The 18739-nt window shown below is 63.1% G+C and carries 16 protein-coding genes; 4 read left to right on the plus strand and 12 right to left on the minus strand.

All coding sequences use genetic code 11. From position 1 onward, the window contains the following. Positions 1–2: 2 nt before the first annotated feature. The gene (locus FHU29_RS10935; RefSeq protein ID WP_064441288.1) at positions 3–1997 is read left to right on the plus strand and encodes a hypothetical protein; all 1995 of its coding nucleotides are present in this window, start codon (positions 3–5) and stop codon (positions 1995–1997) included. Between the two features lie 36 nt (positions 1998–2033). Here FHU29_RS10935 and FHU29_RS10940 read toward each other — a convergent pair whose 3' ends face one another. The 11 genes from FHU29_RS10940 to dacB all read right to left on the minus strand — a co-directional run bounded on the left by FHU29_RS10940 (position 2034) and on the right by dacB (position 12348). Then, positions 2034–2717, minus strand: coding sequence for a DUF6779 domain-containing protein (locus FHU29_RS10940; protein ID WP_064441289.1), 684 nt, complete (start codon positions 2715–2717; stop codon positions 2034–2036). Between the two features lie 60 nt (positions 2718–2777). Then, positions 2778–3278: a DUF3180 domain-containing protein gene (locus FHU29_RS10945; protein ID WP_064441406.1), complete on the minus strand. Its 501-nt coding sequence runs from the start codon at positions 3276–3278 to the stop codon at positions 2778–2780. Then, positions 3275–3784 carry a 2-amino-4-hydroxy-6-hydroxymethyldihydropteridine diphosphokinase gene (folK, locus tag FHU29_RS10950; RefSeq protein WP_064441290.1) on the minus strand — a complete coding sequence of 170 codons (510 nt, stop codon included), beginning with the start codon at positions 3782–3784 and terminating at the stop codon, positions 3275–3277. The genes FHU29_RS10945 and folK overlap by 4 nt, the downstream gene beginning before the upstream one ends. Further along, positions 3781–4167 (minus strand): dihydroneopterin aldolase, encoded by a 387-nt coding sequence (folB, locus tag FHU29_RS10955; RefSeq protein WP_064441407.1) that lies wholly within the window; start codon positions 4165–4167, stop codon positions 3781–3783. The genes folK and folB overlap by 4 nt, the downstream gene beginning before the upstream one ends. Further along, the gene (gene folP, locus FHU29_RS10960; protein ID WP_064441291.1) at positions 4167–5045 is read right to left on the minus strand and encodes a dihydropteroate synthase; all 879 of its coding nucleotides are present in this window, start codon (positions 5043–5045) and stop codon (positions 4167–4169) included. The genes folB and folP overlap by 1 nt, the downstream gene beginning before the upstream one ends. A gap of 8 nt (positions 5046–5053) precedes the next feature. Beyond that, entirely contained in the window at positions 5054–5683 is a 630-nt protein-coding gene (gene folE, locus FHU29_RS10965; protein ID WP_064441292.1) for a GTP cyclohydrolase I FolE, read from the minus strand. Then, positions 5680–8100, minus strand: a complete 2421-nt coding sequence (ftsH, locus tag FHU29_RS10970) for an ATP-dependent zinc metalloprotease FtsH (RefSeq protein WP_064441293.1) — start codon at positions 8098–8100, stop codon at positions 5680–5682. The genes folE and ftsH overlap by 4 nt, the downstream gene beginning before the upstream one ends. Before the next feature lie 134 nt (positions 8101–8234). Then, positions 8235–8795, minus strand: a complete 561-nt coding sequence (gene hpt, locus FHU29_RS10975) for a hypoxanthine phosphoribosyltransferase (protein ID WP_064441294.1) — start codon at positions 8793–8795, stop codon at positions 8235–8237. Positions 8796–8798: 3 nt separating this feature from the next. Then, positions 8799–9845, minus strand: coding sequence for a tRNA lysidine(34) synthetase TilS (gene tilS, locus FHU29_RS10980; RefSeq protein ID WP_064441295.1), 1047 nt, complete (start codon positions 9843–9845; stop codon positions 8799–8801). Further along, a complete protein-coding gene (locus FHU29_RS10985) occupies positions 9821–10885 on the minus strand; it encodes a zinc-dependent metalloprotease (RefSeq protein WP_064441296.1) in 1065 nt (354 codons plus the stop codon). The genes tilS and FHU29_RS10985 overlap by 25 nt, the downstream gene beginning before the upstream one ends. Further along, positions 10882–12348, minus strand: coding sequence for a D-alanyl-D-alanine carboxypeptidase/D-alanyl-D-alanine endopeptidase (dacB, locus tag FHU29_RS10990; RefSeq protein WP_064441297.1), 1467 nt, complete (start codon positions 12346–12348; stop codon positions 10882–10884). Before dacB ends, FHU29_RS10985 begins: the two co-directional genes overlap by 4 nt. A 110-nt stretch (positions 12349–12458) precedes the next feature. On the opposite strand from dacB, the gene FHU29_RS10995 reads away from it, so the two are divergent. Further along, positions 12459–12944, plus strand: a complete 486-nt coding sequence (locus FHU29_RS10995) for an inorganic diphosphatase (RefSeq protein ID WP_064441298.1) — start codon at positions 12459–12461, stop codon at positions 12942–12944. A 114-nt stretch (positions 12945–13058) separates the two neighbouring features. Here the strand turns inward: FHU29_RS10995 and FHU29_RS11000 are convergent, their stop codons facing one another. Further along, complete coding sequence (locus FHU29_RS11000; RefSeq protein ID WP_183377539.1) at positions 13059–14030, minus strand: transporter substrate-binding domain-containing protein; 972 nt, start codon at positions 14028–14030, stop codon at positions 13059–13061. A 224-nt stretch (positions 14031–14254) separates the two neighbouring features. Here FHU29_RS11000 and FHU29_RS11005 point away from each other — a divergent pair, with 224 nt between their 5' ends. Then, complete coding sequence (locus tag FHU29_RS11005; RefSeq protein WP_064441299.1) at positions 14255–14731, plus strand: MarR family winged helix-turn-helix transcriptional regulator; 477 nt, start codon at positions 14255–14257, stop codon at positions 14729–14731. Positions 14732–14808: 77 nt separating this feature from the next. Continuing rightward, positions 14809–18699 carry a Pls/PosA family non-ribosomal peptide synthetase gene (locus tag FHU29_RS11010; protein ID WP_064441409.1) on the plus strand — a complete coding sequence of 1297 codons (3891 nt, stop codon included), beginning with the start codon at positions 14809–14811 and terminating at the stop codon, positions 18697–18699. The last annotated feature ends 40 nt before the right edge of the window (positions 18700–18739 follow it).

Genomic DNA, 18739 nt, shown 5'->3' on the forward strand with positions numbered 1-18739 from the left:
GGGTGAATACCGGAATCGAGTCGTCCGACGTGCACTCGGACTTGGGGCGGCTGACTGAGAAGCTCGAGCATGCGGTTGTGCAGCTCGAGCAGGCGCGCGCATTTGCAAAGTCAAATTTGCAATCGCGGGTAGTCGAGATCGCGGGACGGGTGCTCACCCGAGATGGTGGTATCGAGCACCTGTACGCGATGTCTCCCCGACTGGACGCCGCGGGTGTTTTCAGCGGATCTGACTGGAACAGTCCTGAGGGTCTGCGGCCCTCACTCGTGCAACTCACGTTGAGTGAGGGGAAGCCCAAAACTGTCGTGCTCGAGTGCCTCAGCGAACTGCGCTTCCTCGCGGTCGCGACCGGGCGCGCGCACCATCCTGGCTTATCGCCGGATGGGGCGCGGAACTTCCTGACTCAGGTGCTTGCGCTGAATCTCGAGCGCCTGTTCGGAGCAGCGAACGAGGCTGACCGGGTTCGGCTTGGACCACTCGACGCCGCCGTTAGTAACCTGTTTCGGTTCCTCCTCGACCATGTCGGCTTCGACGACATCCTGACGAGCCTGATCGACGAAATCTGGCGCATCCTCGCTCAGCGGCCAATCCAGGTCGGCCACGTCAAATCAATGGTGACCCAGATCGCCGTCACCCTCGCCAATGGCTCAGGCAGCCTCGGTGAGGCGCGGCTGGGCGCAGACCGATTGATCAGCGCGCTATTCGGCCCAACGCAGAACTGCAGGGACGATCCGGGTCTCCAGCTGTACCGCACCCGTCTCGAGTCCATCGACCTCCCCGGCCTCGAGCAGGAGGCCAACGGGCTTGCCCGCGCCATGCTCGATACCGGACTGGTATCCGACTACCACGCAGCTTTTGTGCGCTGGTTGCTTGAGAACGGGTACCCAGAACTCCTCGCGGACGCTCTCGGTCTCAGCAACACGGGCAGGGATGCACTCCGCTGCTACACCGAACTGACCCATCGGCTCGTTCTTGATGCGATACATCCAGCCACATCTCAGGCGCTGTACGGCCTGGTCAATCTTCTAGAGCGGGGCATTCTCTACGCCCCGCCAATTGCGCCGGGGCTGTGGCGGCAGATTGCGCTGAACCCCGCACCGAGCGCGAGCGCGGCCATCACCTCGATCTATGGCACGGCCCTGCCGGCGAGCGTTTTCCTTCTGGCTGGAACGATCTCAGTTCTCGGACAGCCGCTCGGCATCGGACAGGGGAACAATCCGACATGCCAGTCTGCGAGAGCGATCTCGATGTGGTCGTACGGCGATCCGTCATACCTGCTCTACCTGCTGTATCACGCCGCAAGGTACGACACGGTTCTCATGCATTTCGAAGGCCAGCCCATCTGGTCTGCCGAGTTGCCGGACGCGCTTGCCGCACCGACGCTGCTGGACGCTGACCCCGTCTCGGCTGTCCTAGTCCCCCACCTAGATCGGGTATACGCCGAGATGGGGCGCCGATGTGATGATCGCGGCGAGGACCCGCATCGCTGGATCAACCCTGAGTTTCATGGCTGGTGGGTGGGCAGCGAGTTCATCATCGCTGTAGATATCGCTACCGGCGCCCTGAACAATTACGACGAGTTCGTGCGCCAGTTCTTTGTCAGCTACCACCCGTTCTACAACCGGAACCAGCCGATCATTCATCCTCAGCCAGCAGGCCTAGCTGTCACTGACAGCACCGCGCAATTCGTCGGCTGGCATGCCATCACGCTGATCCGGGTCGCACTTGATCAGGAAGGCGTGATGCGGGTGTACTTCTACAACCCCAACTACGACAGCGGGCAGAACTGGGGTAACGGGGTTCAGGTTTCGACGCAAGGCCATGGCGAACGCTTCGGGGAGGCCTCACTGCCCTTCCCTGAACTCGTCTCGCGGCTGTATATCTTCCACGACGAGCCCGGCGAATCAATCGGTGATGTCCCTGTTCCCCAATCAGAAATCGATGCCGTTCGAGAGATGGCCGCGGGCAGTTGGGCAGCATCGAGAGTGTCTGCGTGACCGCTGTTCTCGCTTGTATCGGCCCCGGGAGAGGTCCTAGCGCGAGTCCGAAGGCAGCGTTGCTTCCTTGAGGTCTTCGATGATTTCGGCTACGGTCCGCTGCTTACGATGGGTAGCCGCGGATTCGTACTCGGTTTCGAACTCGGCCTCCACTACGTCCCCCGCTGCGGACTCAGTGGAGCTGGTGAACTGCGTGCGTTCTGCTGACTCCGAAGCGACAGCACCCGTCGGCGTCTCAGCCCGCGCCAGAGGCGCGCCCGGAGGCAAAGAGGCGCGTGTAGCGCCGCGGATCTCCTGGCCGAAGGAGAATTCGAGATGCCCACGCAAAGCTGACAATTCACGATGCACGGCGGCCAACTGCTGCGAAGTGTCCGAACGGACCTCTGCATCGAGTTCGCGACGGATCTTGGACTCCACCGTCAGTTCATGACGGCGGCGCGCGGATACTTCACGCGACAGCTGCATCTCATACACCATTCGCAGATCACGGACCTTCGCCCGATCTGCTTCAGCTTCCTTGCGGTACTTGGTAACGGCCAAAGCACCCAGGAATGCGGCCCATAGCGCCGCCACAATCCCAATGCGCAGCGCCTCGACGCTGTTGCTGGCGACAAGAAAGATGCTGGCAACGATCGCGAGCAGAAACAGCGCGGCGATCAGCGCACTATTCGACTTATGCCTGCGACGTCGATGCCCGCGGGGCTGCCCCTGAACAGTCATGCGCCGAAAATACCGCGCAGCCCCCATTTGCCCGCGTAACCGGTCCGGCGATTCGCCGGATCAGCGAAAGTCCGTGCCCCAGCTTGGATCTCCGCCCGGGCGGCCCTCGTCTTCTTCGTCATCTGGTGTGCGGCAACATTGCTCCAGCCACAGCGCGGCCGCCGTCAGCGCGAGCGCGCCGAGGAAGCCAATCGTGGCGCCAGGCAGGTCTTCCATCGCCGCTCGCACAATCGCGCGATCCGGCGCTATGACGAGTAGCAAGCCTGCCCACACACCGGCGCTAGCTGCACCAACCAGCGCCGATGCCTTCGCAAGCGCCACTGCCCGCGCGACGGTTATTGGGTGCAGTTGACTGCGCGCCATGCCAACGCGGTGGGAGGCGACACGGTTGCGAATGACGAACCCGAAGGCGACTTCAGCAACCGCGACCGGGTAAAGCGAGGCTCCCACGAGAAGCCTGATAGGCGGCAGCGAGCCATAGAAAGCCTCCGCGAGCAGCCACGACGCGACGAGCGCTACGATGCCGATGACGGCGAGATCCCGCACCCTGGTGGCGTTCACACGAACCACTCGGCTTGGTCGTCGAGACGCCGAACACCGGCTCGTTCACCCCTGGGCAGTGCATCGAGATGCTCGCTCAGCGGCACGCCCAGCAACGTGGCGGCCGGCTCGGCCTCGAGCCAGGGAACCAGGACGAAGGCCCGCTCATGCGCACGGGGATGCGGCAACGTCAGCTTCGGGTCAGAGCTCGTGAGCTGCTCGCCTGCATCTGAGCAGCTCACGATATCCACGTCGAGCGTTCGTGGTCCCCAATGGCGCTCGCGTACTCGCTCAGCGCGCCGCTCGCAGCGCTGAGCGAATTCCAGCCATGACCACATGTCCCACGTCGGGCACTCCGCGATGAGGATCGTGTTGTAGAAGTCTTCCTGATCGGTGTCGCCCCAGGGAGCGGTCACATACACGCTCGAGCGCGACACCACCCGCGCACCGAGGGACTCCGCCACAGAGCGCAAATGCTGCAGCCGATCGCCCATGTTGGAACCGACGGACAGGACGGCGCAGCTCACGCGGGATGTCCCTTTCCACCGCCGTCACGGCGCACCACAACAGCCACATCACTGAACGCGAGAGGTATCGGCGCGGACGGCTTATGGACGGTGACCTCCACGGCCTCGACTCGAGGGTCTTCCACCACGCCGTCCGCTATTCTCGCAGCCACAGATTCAATTAGATTATAGGGTTCACCAGTGATAACTGCCGCAGCCTGCCTGGCAAGCTCACCGTAATCGAGGGTGTCGCCAAGATCATCGGAGGCTGCAGCGGCGGCCAAATCCAGGTGCACCACAATGTCGACCACGAAATCCTGGCCGTCACGCTTTTCGTGTTCAAAAACCCCGTGGTGGCCACGCACCGTAAGGCCGCGCAGCTCAATCCGATCGTCAGCTACCATCAGACCCGCCCCGTGGTCCACGCGTGTGCTACCGCAATCGCGTCGAGGGTTGAGCGAGCGTCATGGACGCGCACACCCCACGCACCCCCCGCGGCGGCGAGAGCCGAGATCGCCGCTGTCGCCGTGTCACGCTCTAGCACCGCACGATCCGCACCATCCGTGTCAGCCAGGAGCGACCCGAGGAACCGTTTACGCGAGGCCCCGATCAATACCGGAAAACCCAGCCCGGCCAGGTGCGGCAAGGCCTGGAGTAAAGCCCAATTGTCTTCAGCAGTTTTCGCGAATCCAAGCCCCGGATCGAGGACGAGAGCAGACGGGTCCACACCCGCGCGAACGGCGGCGTCGACCTGAGTGAGAAGTTCCGCGCTGACTTCTTTGACGATGTCGCGATAGCCGTCGCGTCCGCCCGCGTCGGCACGGTGGACATATTCGCCGTTCGACCGCCAATGCATGAGAATCCACGGCACACCGGCGTCAGCAATCACCTTCGCCATGTCGGGATCCGCCTGACCTCCCGACACGTCGTTGACGATGGTCGCACCGGCCGCGAGCGCCTCGGCCGCGACCCTCGCACGCATCGTATCGACGCTGACGGCCACTCCAGCCGACGTCAGTGCCGAGATAACGGGGATCACCCGACGTGCCTCCACACCGGGATCTACCCGCACCGCGCCGGGGCGTGTCGACTCTCCGCCGATGTCAACAACATCCACGCCGACATCACGCAGTTCCAGCCCGCGCGCGATCGCACGTTCAGGGTCCAGGAATTGGCCCCCATCTGAAAACGAGTCTCCCGTGACATTCACGATTCCCATGACGACACATCGTCCGGGGGCAGGAAGACCGGGGTGCGGGTGCCGAGATGCGGTTTCTGCCATGGCCGGAATCACTTCCGGATGATCAGGTCGAGCGCTTCCGATCGGGACGCCGCACTGGACTTGAACAGCCCACGGACGGCGGATGTAGTCGTCGTTGCACCAGGCTTGCGGATACCTCGCATCGCCATGCACAAATGCTCGGCTTCCACAACGACGATGACTCCACGCGGATCGAGCTTGCGCATCATCGCATCAGCGATCTGACTGGTCAGCCTTTCTTGCACCTGTGGTCGCTTGGCATACAGATCAACCAGTCTGGCGAGTTTGGAAAGGCCAGTGACCCGCCCCGAGTCATTCGGGATATACCCAACGTGCGCCACGCCATGGAAAGGCACCAGATGGTGCTCACACGTGGAGTACATGGGGATGTCCTTCAGCAGAACGAGTTCGTCATGTCCTTCGTCGAAGGTCGTGTCGAGCACGTGGTCTGGGTCCGTGTGCAAACCTGCAAAAAGTTCCGCGTACGCCCGCGCGACCCGGGCTGGGGTGTCCGCGAGGCCCGACCTCGAGGGGTCCTCCCCGACAGCGATCAGCAACTCACGGACCGCGGCCTCAGCGCGCGGCTGATCAAAAACACGCGGCACTTCGTTAATCCGGTCCTCTGGGTCAATGCGGTCCTCGGGGCGAGTGCTGGTCACGACGTCCGGCCGTCCTGTTGCTGCGAGTCTTCCTGATGCGGGCGCCACGCGCTGGGCTCACCTGCTTCGTTGTGCTCGGGACTGTCCGATTGAGGTTCCCGCGGCGGAGGATCCTGCGGTCCCGGGCCGGGCGCCTCTTCGTGCCCCGGCGATTGCTGCTCCCCGCCGCGCGGGGGCCATCCGGGCGCAGACCATCCCGGTGGTTCCCCGTACCGGGAATGCCCTGCGTCTCGCGCACTGCTGCCCGTCGGCGAATGGACAGGATAACCGGCCTGACCAGGGTGCGTTTGTCCGGCATGCACAGTATGGTCTTGCTGGCGGGCCGGCTGGCCGTTCCACGTGTTGTGGTGGCCGCCACCGTTCACGCCCACCGGCTCGTGCCGTGCAGTCGAGTCCTCACCATTCGCGGGCAGGTGTCCCGCTGGAGCCTCAGCGGTTGCAGTCGCGGGCGCCTGCGCACCAGTGAGCTCAGGAACCGGCGGCCATGGTTCGCCGCGTTCTTTCGCCAGTTCAGCGGGTGTTTTGATGGGAGGTCGCTCGGATGGCGTGCGTGTCCCGAAATCATTGAACTCAGTGATCCGGGGACGTTTGTCGACACTTGCGAGGATTCGCTCCAGATCCTTGCGGACCAGTGTCTCTTTCTCCAGCAACTCGCGGGCAAGTTGGTCGAGTTCATCGCGATATTCGTGCAGAATTTCCCACGCCTCAGTGTGGGAGGCTTCGATGAGCCTGCGCACTTCCTCGTCAATCTCGCGTGCAATTTCGTGGGAATAGTCCGGCGCCATACCCATAGTCCGCCCGACAAATGGATCGCCGTGCTCCTGGCCGTAGCGCACAGCTCCTAGCCGCGGACTCATGCCATACTCGGTGACCATCGCGCGAGCGATCTTCGTTGCCTGCTCGATGTCCGACGACGCCCCGGTTGTGGGTTCCTGGAAGACGAGTTCCTCCGCAGCACGGCCACCCATCGCGAAGACGAGCCGCGAGATCATTTCAGACCTGGTCATCATCGATTTGTCATCTTCGGGTACGGCAAGTGCGTGGCCGCCGGTGCGTCCGCGCGCGAGAATAGTGACCTTATAAACCGGCGTAAGGTCTGGCATCGCCCAGCCAGCAAGCGTATGCCCGCCCTCGTGGTAGGCCGTTATCTTCTTTTCCAGCTCGCTGATAATCCGGCTCTTCCGGCGCGGTCCGCCAATGACTCGGTCCACCGCTTCCTCAAGAGCCTCATTCGTGATGACTGTTTTCACTTCACGCGCGGTCAGCAAGGCAGCTTCATTGATGACGTTAGCGAGGTCCGCGCCCGACATGCCGACTGTGCGCTTCGCGAGGGCATTCATGTCGACGTCCGGCGCCATCGGCTTACCCTGTGAGTGCACGCCCAGGATCGCTTTACGGCCAGCAAGATCTGGGTTGCCGACGGGTACCTGGCGGTCAAATCGGCCCGGTCGCAGAAGGGCCGGGTCAAGGATGTCCGGACGGTTGGTCGCGGCGATCATGATGATCCCCTGACGGGCACCGAAACCGTCCATCTCCACGAGCAACTGGTTTAGCGTCTGCTCACGCTCATCGTGGCCGCCGCCCATTCCGGCTCCGCGCTGACGGCCGACAGCATCGATCTCGTCCACGAAGATGATGCAAGGAGCGTTCTGCTTCGCTTGTTCGAACAGGTCGCGTACGCGTGAAGCGCCGACACCCACGAACATTTCAACGAAGTCCGAACCCGAAATCGTGAAGAATGGCACACCCGCTTCACCGGCGACTGCCCTGGCGAGCAGCGTCTTACCGGTACCGGGCGGGCCAAACAGGAGAACACCCTTAGGTATCTTCGCGCCGAGCGCTTGATACCTGGCAGGGTTCTGGAGGAAGTCCTTGAGCTCTTCGAGTTCCTCGACAGCTTCGTCGGCGCCAGCGACGTCAGCGAACGTCGTCTTCGGCATATCCTTCGTCAGCTGCTTGGCTTTGGATTTGCCGAAGCCCATCACACCGCCGCGGCCACCGCCCTGCATGCGAATCATGATGAAAAGGAACAAGCCCAGAAGGATCAGCATTGGCAGCATGAACAGCAGCAGGCTTCCCAGCCAGCTGTCCTCAGTCACTTCTGTGTCAAACCGGTCAAGCTCGGCGGCGCGAACCTGGTCGTAGACCTGTTCCGCAGCACCCATCGGGTACTTCGCAATGATTTGCGTCTCACCCTCGGTCGCTTCCACTGCTTCACGCAGTGTCAGGCGCAATTGCTGCTCGCGGTCATCGATCTGCGCTTCGACGACATTGCGCTCGTCAAGTTGCGCCAGCGCCACAGATGTGTCGACTTCGTGGTACTCACGGGTGTCACCGCCGAAGTACGAGAACGCATAGATCACCAGCAGAATTGCTGCAATGATCCCGAGGTTCCTGAAAACTGTCTTGCGATTCATACAGGTTCAGCCGGGTGGCTCATCCTTCCAGTGCGCGAGCGGGCAGTCGCTGGTTTTCCCAGCAACATCACGCCGGGAGTTCCAGGCTACCGTCAGGTCACGGCAGGAGGTAACTTGACGACAAAGGGAACCGTTCAGCGGTATACCTTCGGGTCGAGCAAACCGATGTAGGGCAGATCCCGGTAACGCTCGTCATAGTCAAGGCCGTACCCCACGACAAATTCGTTGGGGATATCGAACCCCACATGTGCGACGGGTACGTCAACGGTGATCGCATCGGGCTTGCGAAGCAGCGTGCAGACCTGAAGGGACTTCGGATTGCGGGTCTGGAGATTTCGCATCAGCCACGACAACGTGAGGCCCGAGTCAATGATGTCTTCGACGATCAGAACGTCCCGGTCGGCGATATCGCGGTCAAGGTCCTTCAAAATCCGCACCACACCTGATGACGAGGTGGACGACCCGTACGAACTGACCGCCATGAATTCCATCTGGGTCGGCACCGGCAAAGCGCGGGCAAGATCTGTTATGAACATCATTGCGCCTTTGAGAACGCCGATGAGTAGGAGATCATCCTCAGGACCGGCGTTGGGCACCGGCTTGTACCGTTCTGCCAGTTCCGCCGCAAGTTCGGCTGTACGTGAACGGATCTGTTCCTCCGAGATCAGCACAGACGCGATGTCGCCGTCGTACACGGGTCAGGTCCCTTTCTCGATACGCCGTCCTCCGGGGACGGAATGGCGCAGTTGCACTGCGATCCCAAGGGTGCCATGCCGCCGCTCCACCATTAACCGCGCCCCCTCCCCTTGTCCACTGCCGCCGTTCGGCACCGCGACTGGGCCCTGCCCGCGCCACTCCCGCACGAGAGCGTCAATCGCTCGCAATTGACCGTCCGTTGCGGTTCGCGCTCCGTTGTCGAGTAGCCAGAACCGTATCGCTCTGCGTCGCGTCGCGGCGGGCGCGTCGGACAGCACCGCGGTGTCGAGGCCTCTGTCTGTTCGCGCCGCATGCAGTAACTCGATGGCCAGAGCGTCGAGCACGACGACGTCGTCCTGCAATTGCATGGCGGTTCGCGCCAGCGATTCGGCGACGCCGCCCCCAAGCACCTCTTCGAGTAATGGCAACACCTCACTCCGCAGCCGGACCCTGGTAAACCTGGCATCGGAGTTATGGGGGTCTTCGTGGGGGGTGACTCCAATTTCTGCGCATGCCGCACGAGTCGTGCTTCTGCGGATCCCCAGCAATGGACGCCCCCAGGGCGGCGCAAAAGCGCGCATACCTGCCAATGACCGGGCACCAGACCCTCGTGCGAGACCGAGCAGCACGGTTTCCGCCTGATCGTCCAGGGTGTGAGCAACGAGAACAGGGGACCCGCGACGCGACTGGTCAAGCGCCTGGTATCGCGCCTGCCGCGCTGCCGCCTCGAGTCCGCCCGAATTGCCAACCTCAACACGGAGTACTTCAGCCGTTACGCAGCCCAGGTCGCGCGCTAACTGGGCGGCCCTAGCGGCGACCTCGTCCGACCCAGACTGGAGACCATGATCAATCGTCAGTGCCCGGACCCGGCCAGGGAGTTCGAGCGCTGCCGCGGCACAAAGGGCAGTGGAGTCGCCTCCGCCGGACATCGCGATGACGATTTCATTCTGGCCAGCCCATGCCTCGTCGTACGTTTCGAGCCAGTTGCGAACCGCGAGCCGAATTGTGTGGAGGTTCCGCGTCGTCACCCGAGGACCCGTTTGATCCATTCACCGGGCGCACCGATCTCGCCTGGCTGCGGCAGCGCTGCGGGTTCGCTCCAGATCGCGTTGAACTCACGCATCCCGACTCGTCCGACCACCTCGTCGACGAACTCCTTACCCTTGATGTACTGGGCGATCTTCGCGTCCACGCCGAGCAAGGTCCGCATGAGCCATTGAATCGGGTTGTTCCGGCGACGGCGGCGTTCGTCGAAAAGACTGCGGATATGGGCGACTGAGGGAACCACTGCGGGACCAGCAGCGTCCATCACATGCTCTGCATGTCCTTCGAGGAGAGTTCCGAGCATCAGCAGGGAAACCATCGCGTTGCGCTGCTTCGGTGGCTGTGTCGCGAGCAGGGCTCCCACCATGCCTCGCTCTAGGCCCAGATCCGAACGGCTCTGATCAGCACCACGACTGCGACGGACTGCCGCTGCGAGACGCCCCACCACCTCGGAAAGGTTCTCGTCGCTGTGCTCGCCAAGCGTGTCGACGAGACCCCGCATGTATTTGGCTAGCCACGGCGAGGAAGTGAATTGCACGCGGTGTGTCACCTCATGGAGGCACACCCACATCCGGAAGTCGCGTGTGTTCACGCGCATCGCGCGTTCTGTCGCCACCACATTCGGCGCTACCAGCAGCAGCTTCCCGTCGGGGCCGGTAAAGGGATCGTATTGCCCGATGATCGCGGTGGACAGGAAACCGAGCACGGCCCCAGCCTGGAGTCCCGCCGGCCGCCCACGGAGGAGCCCAGCGGGTTTATCCATCGTGGTTCCGGTGAGATCGGCGAGCGATTCAGCGGCCGCGCGGGCCCAGCCTGGTCTATCGACGATGGTCGCGGGCGTGACAGGACTATCGTCCGCGAGCAGCGTCACCTCGCGGACGGGCGCATCCGCGAACACTGACAGCTCCGCGAGTTCGGCTGACACCTGTTCGCGGGTGTATATCGACATCGCCGGCCCTGGCCTGACTAGTTTTTCTGCCGTTCTGGCAGCCAGGCGCCAATCCACCATCGCGCCCGCTGATTCGTCACGCTCAGTGTCGCTCATTCTCCCGCTCTCGGTAGCGTCCGGAGCTGAGCAGCCAGTGCGTCAAGCGCCGGCCGCGCCTCGAACGCGTTGCTGTCCGTCGAAATAAAGGCAAAGGTGAGGACCCGTCCCCGCTGCGTCACGACGTATCCGGTTAAAGCGCTCACCCCCTCGAGTGTGCCAGTCTTCGCGCGGACCCACCCTGCGCCTGCTTCCGCGGAATCGAAGAATCGATCCTCGAGGGTGCCCGTACCAGCCGCTACCGGCAGCAGATCAAGCAGCGGTCGCAGCAGGCCGGCCTGCTGCGAGCCGGTTGGCTCCTCCCGCTCCCCCGGTCCGTCGTCGTCGGCTGCGGCACGCACCATCAGACCATCGAGTACCGAAACGGGAAGGGCGTTATCACGCGACAGCCCGCTGGTGTCGGCAAGATCCACCCCGTCCATGGCCACGCCATGTTCCGCGAGCACCGAACGCACCGCCCGGGCAGCGCCCCGAAACGAGGCTGGCTCCCCCTCCGCGATGGCAACTTCGCGGCCAATGGCTTCGGCAAGTACGTTGTCTGAGAGCTGCATCGCCTGCTCGACGCGCACCCGCAATGGCGCTGAACTCACGCGGGCCAGCACAGGTGCATCGTCACTGGCCGACCCAATGCCGACCTCGGCTGGGTCGGCTCCGAGCCGCTCCGCAAGCGTACGGCCTGCCGCGATTGCTGGCTCTTCCCAACGAGGCGATTCAGGTTCGAGTGGTTCGATGCGCCCGCCGTCGAGCATCACCGGCTCCATGGGGGCAATGTAGCCCTCACCGACACTTTCACCGTTCCAGCCAGGGGCGAGTCGAGCTCCGGTGTACGCATCAGTGTCGACGAGTACGCGTGAGATTTCCGTATCACTGTCCCGCAACTGAGCTACCAAGTCGTCGAGCCGGGCGGCCCCGCCGTAATAGGTAGCAGCACCGTCGGGTTGCCCGCTCAGTGTCACATCACCAGTTCCTATCAGGACTGCGACACCTGGCTCGTCACCGGCGACAACTAACGTCTCAGCGCGGGAGTCATGCGGAATCACCAGTAGCGCTGCTGCTGCGGTGAGGAGCTTCACCGATGAAGCCGGGATACGTTGAGATGCGGGATCCTGGGTCCAGAGGACTGTCCCGGTGTTCGCGTCGGAGATCTGTCCCGCGAGTGAACCCAAAGCAGGATCGGACAGCAATGGGGCCAGTGCCGCGGCGACCTCGTCTCGCGAGGGTATCGGTGCAGCGGAACTGACGGGGAGAATCGCTGGTTCCAGCGTGACGAGCGGCGGTGGTGGTGCAATCGCGTGCACCTGTCCCGAACGGAAAGAGTCTGCGTACCGAGCCGTGATGAGAGTTGCGGTGCCAGCGAGGACCAACAGGACTACCACAAAAGCTGCGGCGGTGAGCAACCTCCAAGACCGGGCATGCTCACCACGAGGCTGTGCCGGTGACGCCGGTGCCTCCTCTTCTGCCATCGTGATCCCTTCATCCGGGCATGAAGCTGCCCCGAGGCAACTGGTTGCCAGCAGGGTCGGGGCCAAGACTATCCTTGACCCGGACTGACACACGAGCGAAGCGAGGACGCGTGGAATTCGACGTCACGATCGAGATCCCGAGGGGACAGCGAAACAAGTACGAGGTCGATCACGAGACGGGACGGGTTCGTCTCGACCGGTACCTGTTCACCTCAATGCAGTATCCGGCGGACTATGGGTACATCGAAGACACCCTCGGCGGCGATGGTGACCCGCTCGATGCCCTGGTTCTGCTGCCCGAGCCTGTGTACCCCGGCGTCATCGTGGAAGCTCGCCCGGTTGCGATGTTCAAGATGCGCGATGAAGCCGGTGACGACGAAAAGGTACTGTGCGTACCGGTCGACCCGCGCTGGGACCACATCAAGGACCTTGGCGACGTGCCACAGCACAATCTCGACGAAATCAAGCATTTCTTTGAGCGATACAAGGACCTTGAGCCCGGCAAAGAGGTTCACGCTGCGGACTGGGTTGGTCGCGAGGAAGCCGAAGCAGAGATTCGGCGGTCCATCGAGCGATGCATGCAGAACGGCCACTGACCGTCAAGTCGGTACTTGCTTAGGCCGGTTCGCCCACCTCCGCGCGACAGCGCACTCTCGCAGAGTCGTTTGTCGCGCAGAGGTGGGCGAACGGAACTTGTGTCCCCGCCCCCACTATTCGATGGGTGGGTTCAGCTGAGACCTGCCGACGATGGCATGGTCAAGCGCCCACCTTTCGAACACCGCATGGTATTTGCCTGTCACGATGACCGCGTTGAGAGCCTCCTGGACGATCCGCCCCAGCGAGTTACCCTTCTCCGTTATCGCCGAGACCAGGGCAGGTTCTGTCCCAAGCCCAGGCACGCGGCCCACAATCTTTGTGCGCGCGGTCGTCACCGCTTCGAAATTCAGGATCGACATAGGGCCGAACGTCACATCGATTTGGCCTGATTCCAGTGCGTCGTAGTACTCGCGGCCATCTACATAGTTCTTGAACTCGGCCGCGCGCATTCCCTTCGCGAGGTTCTCGTCGTTCCAGATGTGGAGAATCTCTTCGCTTCGCGTTCCCTCACCGACACCTATGCGCAATCCTGCAATGTCTTCCGGCCGGTCGATGGATTCGGTGCTCGAGCCGGCTAGAGCCGCGAACGCCTGATCTTCCCGCTGGTAGGTAACCATGTCGAACCGCGCCATACGGTTCCCGGTCGCCGCGATGTTGCCGAAACCAACGTGGTAGCGGCCGTCGTCCACGCCCTCGAAAACGTCGCTCCAGCCCGTCGTACGCAGTTCGAGCTGGAGGTCCAGGACGTCAGCTACCAACTGAGCGAGGTCCGGCTCGACCCCGATCATCGTCATCGCGTCGTCGGCGCGAAACGATAGTGGTGGCGTGTTGCCGGTGGTCGCCACCACGAGTTTTCCGCCCTCACGGATCTCGGGTGGTACACGCTCAGCGATCGCAGCCACAGATTCAGCTCGTATGCGCTGCTGCTCAGGGCTCGTGTTCACCACAAACAGCTCGCTGGGCTGGGACGCGCCGGTGGGCGACGGCCCGCGGGCGCAACCGGCAAGCAACGTGGCTAAGGCCGTGACTGTGACGATGATTGCGACAAGGATGCCACGCGACGTCACGCCACCTGCAGCGCTCACCACTTAGCCCCCTAGGTTCCTGATCCGTAGACCCACAACACGCCATTCCTGACATTGCGCCCACTCTCCCACCTAGGTTAGCGGCTTCGACTCACTCCGAGGCCCCCAGCACCAGCGGGTACGAAACGGGCGAACGTGATCTATGTCGCATTCACTCCTCGAGGTCTGGAATTTGCGGGAGTGTCCAATTGTTTATTGATCCCACAAAACGGTATGGTGGCCCGGTGCCAAAATCGCATGACCTGCCGGAGTCATCGCTGAAAAGTGCCGATTTCCTCATCTCCCGCCTCCATAGAGTCGTGCGCGAGAACGTTGAACGCCCCTTAACGGACGCTGGTTACAGCTTGCGGACGCACTGGATCTTGAGCTGCCTCTCCCAACAGCCGCTCTCGCAGCAGCAGGTGTGCAATGCGCTCGCGATCGACCGAAGCGACATGGTCCGCATTGTCGACGAACTCGAGAAACGCGGGCTGCTCACGCGAGCCCGCGACAAGAAGGACCGCCGTAAACACACCCTCACGCTCACTGAGACCGGACATGCGGCGCGCAAGCACAGCGACGCAATCGTCGAGTCGGCAATCGATTCAGTGTTTCGCGGCCTGACCAAGAAAGAGAAGCAAACATTCCATCGCCTGGCGCTGAAAGTGCTAGCTCCGGCCGATGCTTCCGACGACGCTGCACAAGCGGAGGCAAAGCAATGACGTTCACACTCTCCACCACGGCGACCGGCAATGAACTCGACGAACGAGCCGAGACGCCCGCACTGCCCAGCGCGGGAATGACAGCCAGCCAGCACACTCTGCGGCGGTCACGCTACGCAACCGAACCACGGACACTTCTCGATATCGTGCAGTCAACGGCAGCGCAGCACCCCGACGCACCGGCACTGGACTCCGGCGCTGTCGTCCTGACCTACAGTGAACTGCTGTCCGCCGCATTCGAAAAAGCCGATGAACTGCACCGCCAGGGCGTTCAGCCAGGTGACCGTGTAGGCCTCCGAATGTCATCCGGCACTAGCGAACTCTACGTCAGCATCCTTGCGATCCTCGCGGCAGGAGCCGCGTATGTTCCTGTCGACGCGGACGATCCATCGGAACGCGCGGAACTGGTCTTCGGAGAAGCTGGTGTTACGGCCGTCATCACAGACACCGGGCTTTCCGTGCCGCTGGCATTACAGGAGTTCACAACGCCGGTCGTGCCACGGACGTTGCCGCAGCCCAGCGATGACGCGTGGATCATCTTCACCTCAGGTTCGACTGGAGTACCCAAAGGCGTTGCAGTCAGTCACCGCAGCGCTGCAGCATTCGCAGATGCCGAAGCAAGACTTTTCCTCCAGAAGAAGCCTCTCGGGCCTGGAGACCGGGTGCTGGCAGGTCTGTCCGTCGCGTTCGATGCCTCCTGCGAAGAAATCTGGCTAGCGTGGCGCAGCGGAGCATGCCTAGTGCCGGCCCCGCGCACACTCGTCCGCAGTGGCGCCGATCTTGGGCCATGGCTGGTCGAGCGCGGAGTCACCGTGGTATCGACAGTGCCCACCCTTGCCGCGTTGTGGCCGGCCGAGTCACTCGACTCGGTGAGACTGCTCATTTTCGGCGGTGAGGCCTGCCCGCCCGAGCTTGTCTCCCGGCTCGCCAGTTCCCGGCGCGAAATGTGGAACACGTACGGCCCCACGGAGGCCACGGTGGTCGCGTGCGCCGCACCGCTCCTTCCCGGTAAGGCAGTTCGGATCGGTGTGCCGCTCGATGGCTGGGACCTCGCCGTCATCGGCGCAGATGGGACGCCTGTTGGCGTCGGCGGCACCGGTGAACTCGTCATCGGTGGTGTGGGACTCGCCCGCTACCTCGACCCCGAGAAAGACCAGGCCAAGTACGCTCCGCTCCCCGAACTCGGCTGGACGCGTGCGTATCGCAGCGGCGATCTCGTCCGATTCGACCCCGAAGGCCTCGTTTTCATCGGCCGGGCTGATGATCAGGTCAAGATCGGCGGCCGCCGCGTCGAGCTAGGTGAGATCGACGCTCTCCTGCAGGCGCTGCCCGGAGTGATCGCAGCCGCAGCCACAATTCAGCGAACCGGCACGGCCGCACCGGTTCTCGTCGGCTACGTCACGACAAGCGGTGCGGACTTCGATGCGGCTGCCGCGCGTGCAGAACTCGCACACCGCCTTCCCGCCGCACTGGTTCCCCGGCTCGCTGTACTTCCCAAACTGCCCATTCGCACGTCAGGGAAGGTAGATCGTGCAGCCTTACCGTGGCCATTGGGGCCATTGGGGCCATTGGGGCCATTGGGGAAACTCAGTCAAAGCGTGACGCTTACCGCGACAGAAGCGTGGCTCGCGGAAATCTGGTCCGACGTGCTGGGCGCAGAGGTCACGGATAACGGGGCCGACTTTTTCGACCTCGGCGGAAGCTCCCTTACCGCCGCGCAGCTGGTCTCGCGGCTCCGGGAACGGCACGGTGGCATGACGGTCGCGCAGCTATACGAGCATCATCGCCTCGGTGCGCTTGCAGCCCACATTGATGCCGCCCAGCCAGTTGGCGATGCAGCTCGCCGCGTTGTCCGGCCACAGTCACGGGCAAGCCAGTTCGCTCAAACCGCACTGCTCGCGGTTCCGTTCACCTTAACCGGCGTCCAGTGGGCAACCTGGGCTGCGATGGTATCCACCCTCGGAGCCAGCTTGACGTCAGTCGGCTGGCTGCCCGCTGTCCCCTGGCCAGTCCTCGCCGTGCTGATACTGCTGTTCCTCACACCGCCCGGGCGGATCGCAATCACAGCTGGCGCAGCGCGCTCGCTGCTTGCTGGCATCGAGCCGGGGACATACCCGCGGGGAGGTTCGGTACATCTGAGGATCTGGCTGGCGGAACGGATCGCCGAAGCAACCGGTGCGACAGGAATGTCCTGTGCCCCCTGGATGACCTGGTACGCGCGCGCACTCGGCGCGAAGATCGGGAAACGAGTCAGTCTGCACACCATTCCACCCGTAACCGGACTGCTGAGCGTGGGCAGCGGCTGCGCCATCGAACCAGAAACCGATATTTCCGGCCATTGGGTCGACGGTGATCATCTCCACGTCGGCCGGATCACGCTCGGTGTACGCGCAGCGATTGGGGCACGCTCTGTCCTATTTCCTGGGGCGGCCGTCGGCAAAGGCTCGAAGGTCGAGCCTGGATCCGCGGTCTCAGGGCGCATCCCGGGTGGCGAATGCTGGGCTGGTTCACCCGCAGCGCCCATTGGTAACGCGGCGCAGTGGTGGCCGAGCAACTCACCTCCGCCGGGCCGCAAATGGGTGCCGATATACGGAGTCACTGCGGTGGGGCTCGCGTCGCTGCCGTTCCTCTCGCTAGTTCCGGCGTTACTTGTCTTGGCAGCGCTGCTCGCGCACACGTCCTCACCTGTGAGCGCGGTGGGCCCATTTCTGTTGTGGCTGCCGGGTGCCGCGCTGCTCAGCATGCTGACATTCGCGGCCCTCACGGTGCTCGCCATGCGACTGTTCGCGATCGGACTGACCCCCGGCACGTACCCCGTCCGCAGCCGTAACGGCTGGCAGGCCTGGTCATCAGAACGGCTCGCCGATGCGGCACGCACCTTCCTCTTCCCGCTGTACGCAAGCACCTTTACACCGACCTGGCTGCGCTTACTCGGAGCGAAAGTGGGGCGCAACGTCGAGGCGTCGACAGTTCTGCTCCTGCCTAAGTTCACCACGATCGCAGACGGAGCATTCCTCGCGGATGACACCCTCGTCGCGGGTTACGAGTTAGGAAACGGGTGGGTCCACATTGGGCCGGCGAAAGTCGGCAAACGGGCATTCCTCGGTAATTCAGGAATGACAGGACCTGGCCGTAAAGTACCGAAAAACGGGCTGGTCGCGGTCCTGTCGGCTACGCCCGAGAATGCCAAGAACGGTTCGTCCTGGCTGGGCAGCCCGCCAGTCAAGTTACGTCGCCGCAAAGCGGCCACCAAAACGGAACGGCGAACCTTCGCACCCCCCCGGCGTCTGCGGGCTATGCGTACCCTGGTCGAGCTCGGTCGGATTGTCCCGGTGATACTCACTTTCAGCTTCGGCGCGGCGCTGATCGGCGGGATCATCGCAATAACTGCGGCGAATGGCTTCCTGACAGCGACTCTGGTCAGCGGACTCCTTGCTCTCACCGCGGCGGTCCTGGCCGCGGTTCTCACCGCGGCGGCGAAATGGTTGTGCGTTGGACGCGTCCGGCCTCATGAGACACCCCTCTGGAGCGGATTCGTGTGGCGAAATGAACTGGCCGACACGTTCACTGAAATGCTCGCAGCACCCTGGTGCGCACGAATCTGCAGCGGGTCACCGGTATTGAACCTCTGGCTGCGCGCAATGGGCGCGAAGATCGGCCGCGGCGCCTGGTGCGAGACGTACTGGCTGCCCGAGGCCGATCTTGTCGAGGTGGGTGACGGTGCGACCGTCAACCGCGGTTCTGTTGTGCAAACACATCTGTTCCATGACAGGGTCATGAGTGTGGGACGCGTCGTAATCGGCGCTGGTGCCACACTGGGATCGCACAGTGTGGTCCTGCCCGCGTCTGTGATCGGTGACGGCGCCACCCTCGGACCAGCGTCGCTGCTGATGCGTGGTGACAGCGTTCCAGCTAACACTCGCTGGCAAGGGAATCCCATTACGCCGTGGGCGACCGCGGGACCCTGAACCTCAGCCTTTACTTGGCTAACTCTCGGAAGGACGTCGA

This window comes from Hoyosella altamirensis, assembly GCF_014191505.1.
GTDB classification, from domain to species: domain Bacteria; phylum Actinomycetota; class Actinomycetes; order Mycobacteriales; family Mycobacteriaceae; genus Hoyosella; species Hoyosella altamirensis.

What these genes read in the sequence shown, in the direction of transcription:
- FHU29_RS10940 (WP_064441289.1), bottom strand. Translation starts at nt 2,717, where the DNA reads ATGACTGTTCAGGGGCAGCCCCGCGGGCATCGACGTCGCAGGCATAAG.
- folB (WP_064441407.1), bottom strand. Translation starts at nt 4,167, where the DNA reads ATGGTAGCTGACGATCGGATTGAGCTGCGCGGCCTTACGGTGCGTGGC.
- folP (WP_064441291.1), bottom strand. Translation starts at nt 5,045, where the DNA reads ATGGCAGAAACCGCATCTCGGCACCCGCACCCCGGTCTTCCTGCCCCC.
- ftsH (WP_064441293.1), bottom strand. Translation starts at nt 8,100, where the DNA reads ATGAATCGCAAGACAGTTTTCAGGAACCTCGGGATCATTGCAGCAATT.
- tilS (WP_064441295.1), bottom strand. Translation starts at nt 9,845, where the DNA reads ATGGATCAAACGGGTCCTCGGGTGACGACGCGGAACCTCCACACAATT.
- FHU29_RS10985 (WP_064441296.1), bottom strand. Translation starts at nt 10,885, where the DNA reads ATGAGCGACACTGAGCGTGACGAATCAGCGGGCGCGATGGTGGATTGG.
- dacB (WP_064441297.1), bottom strand. Translation starts at nt 12,348, where the DNA reads ATGGCAGAAGAGGAGGCACCGGCGTCACCGGCACAGCCTCGTGGTGAG.
- FHU29_RS11010 (WP_064441409.1), top strand. Translation starts at nt 14,809, where the DNA reads ATGACAGCCAGCCAGCACACTCTGCGGCGGTCACGCTACGCAACCGAA.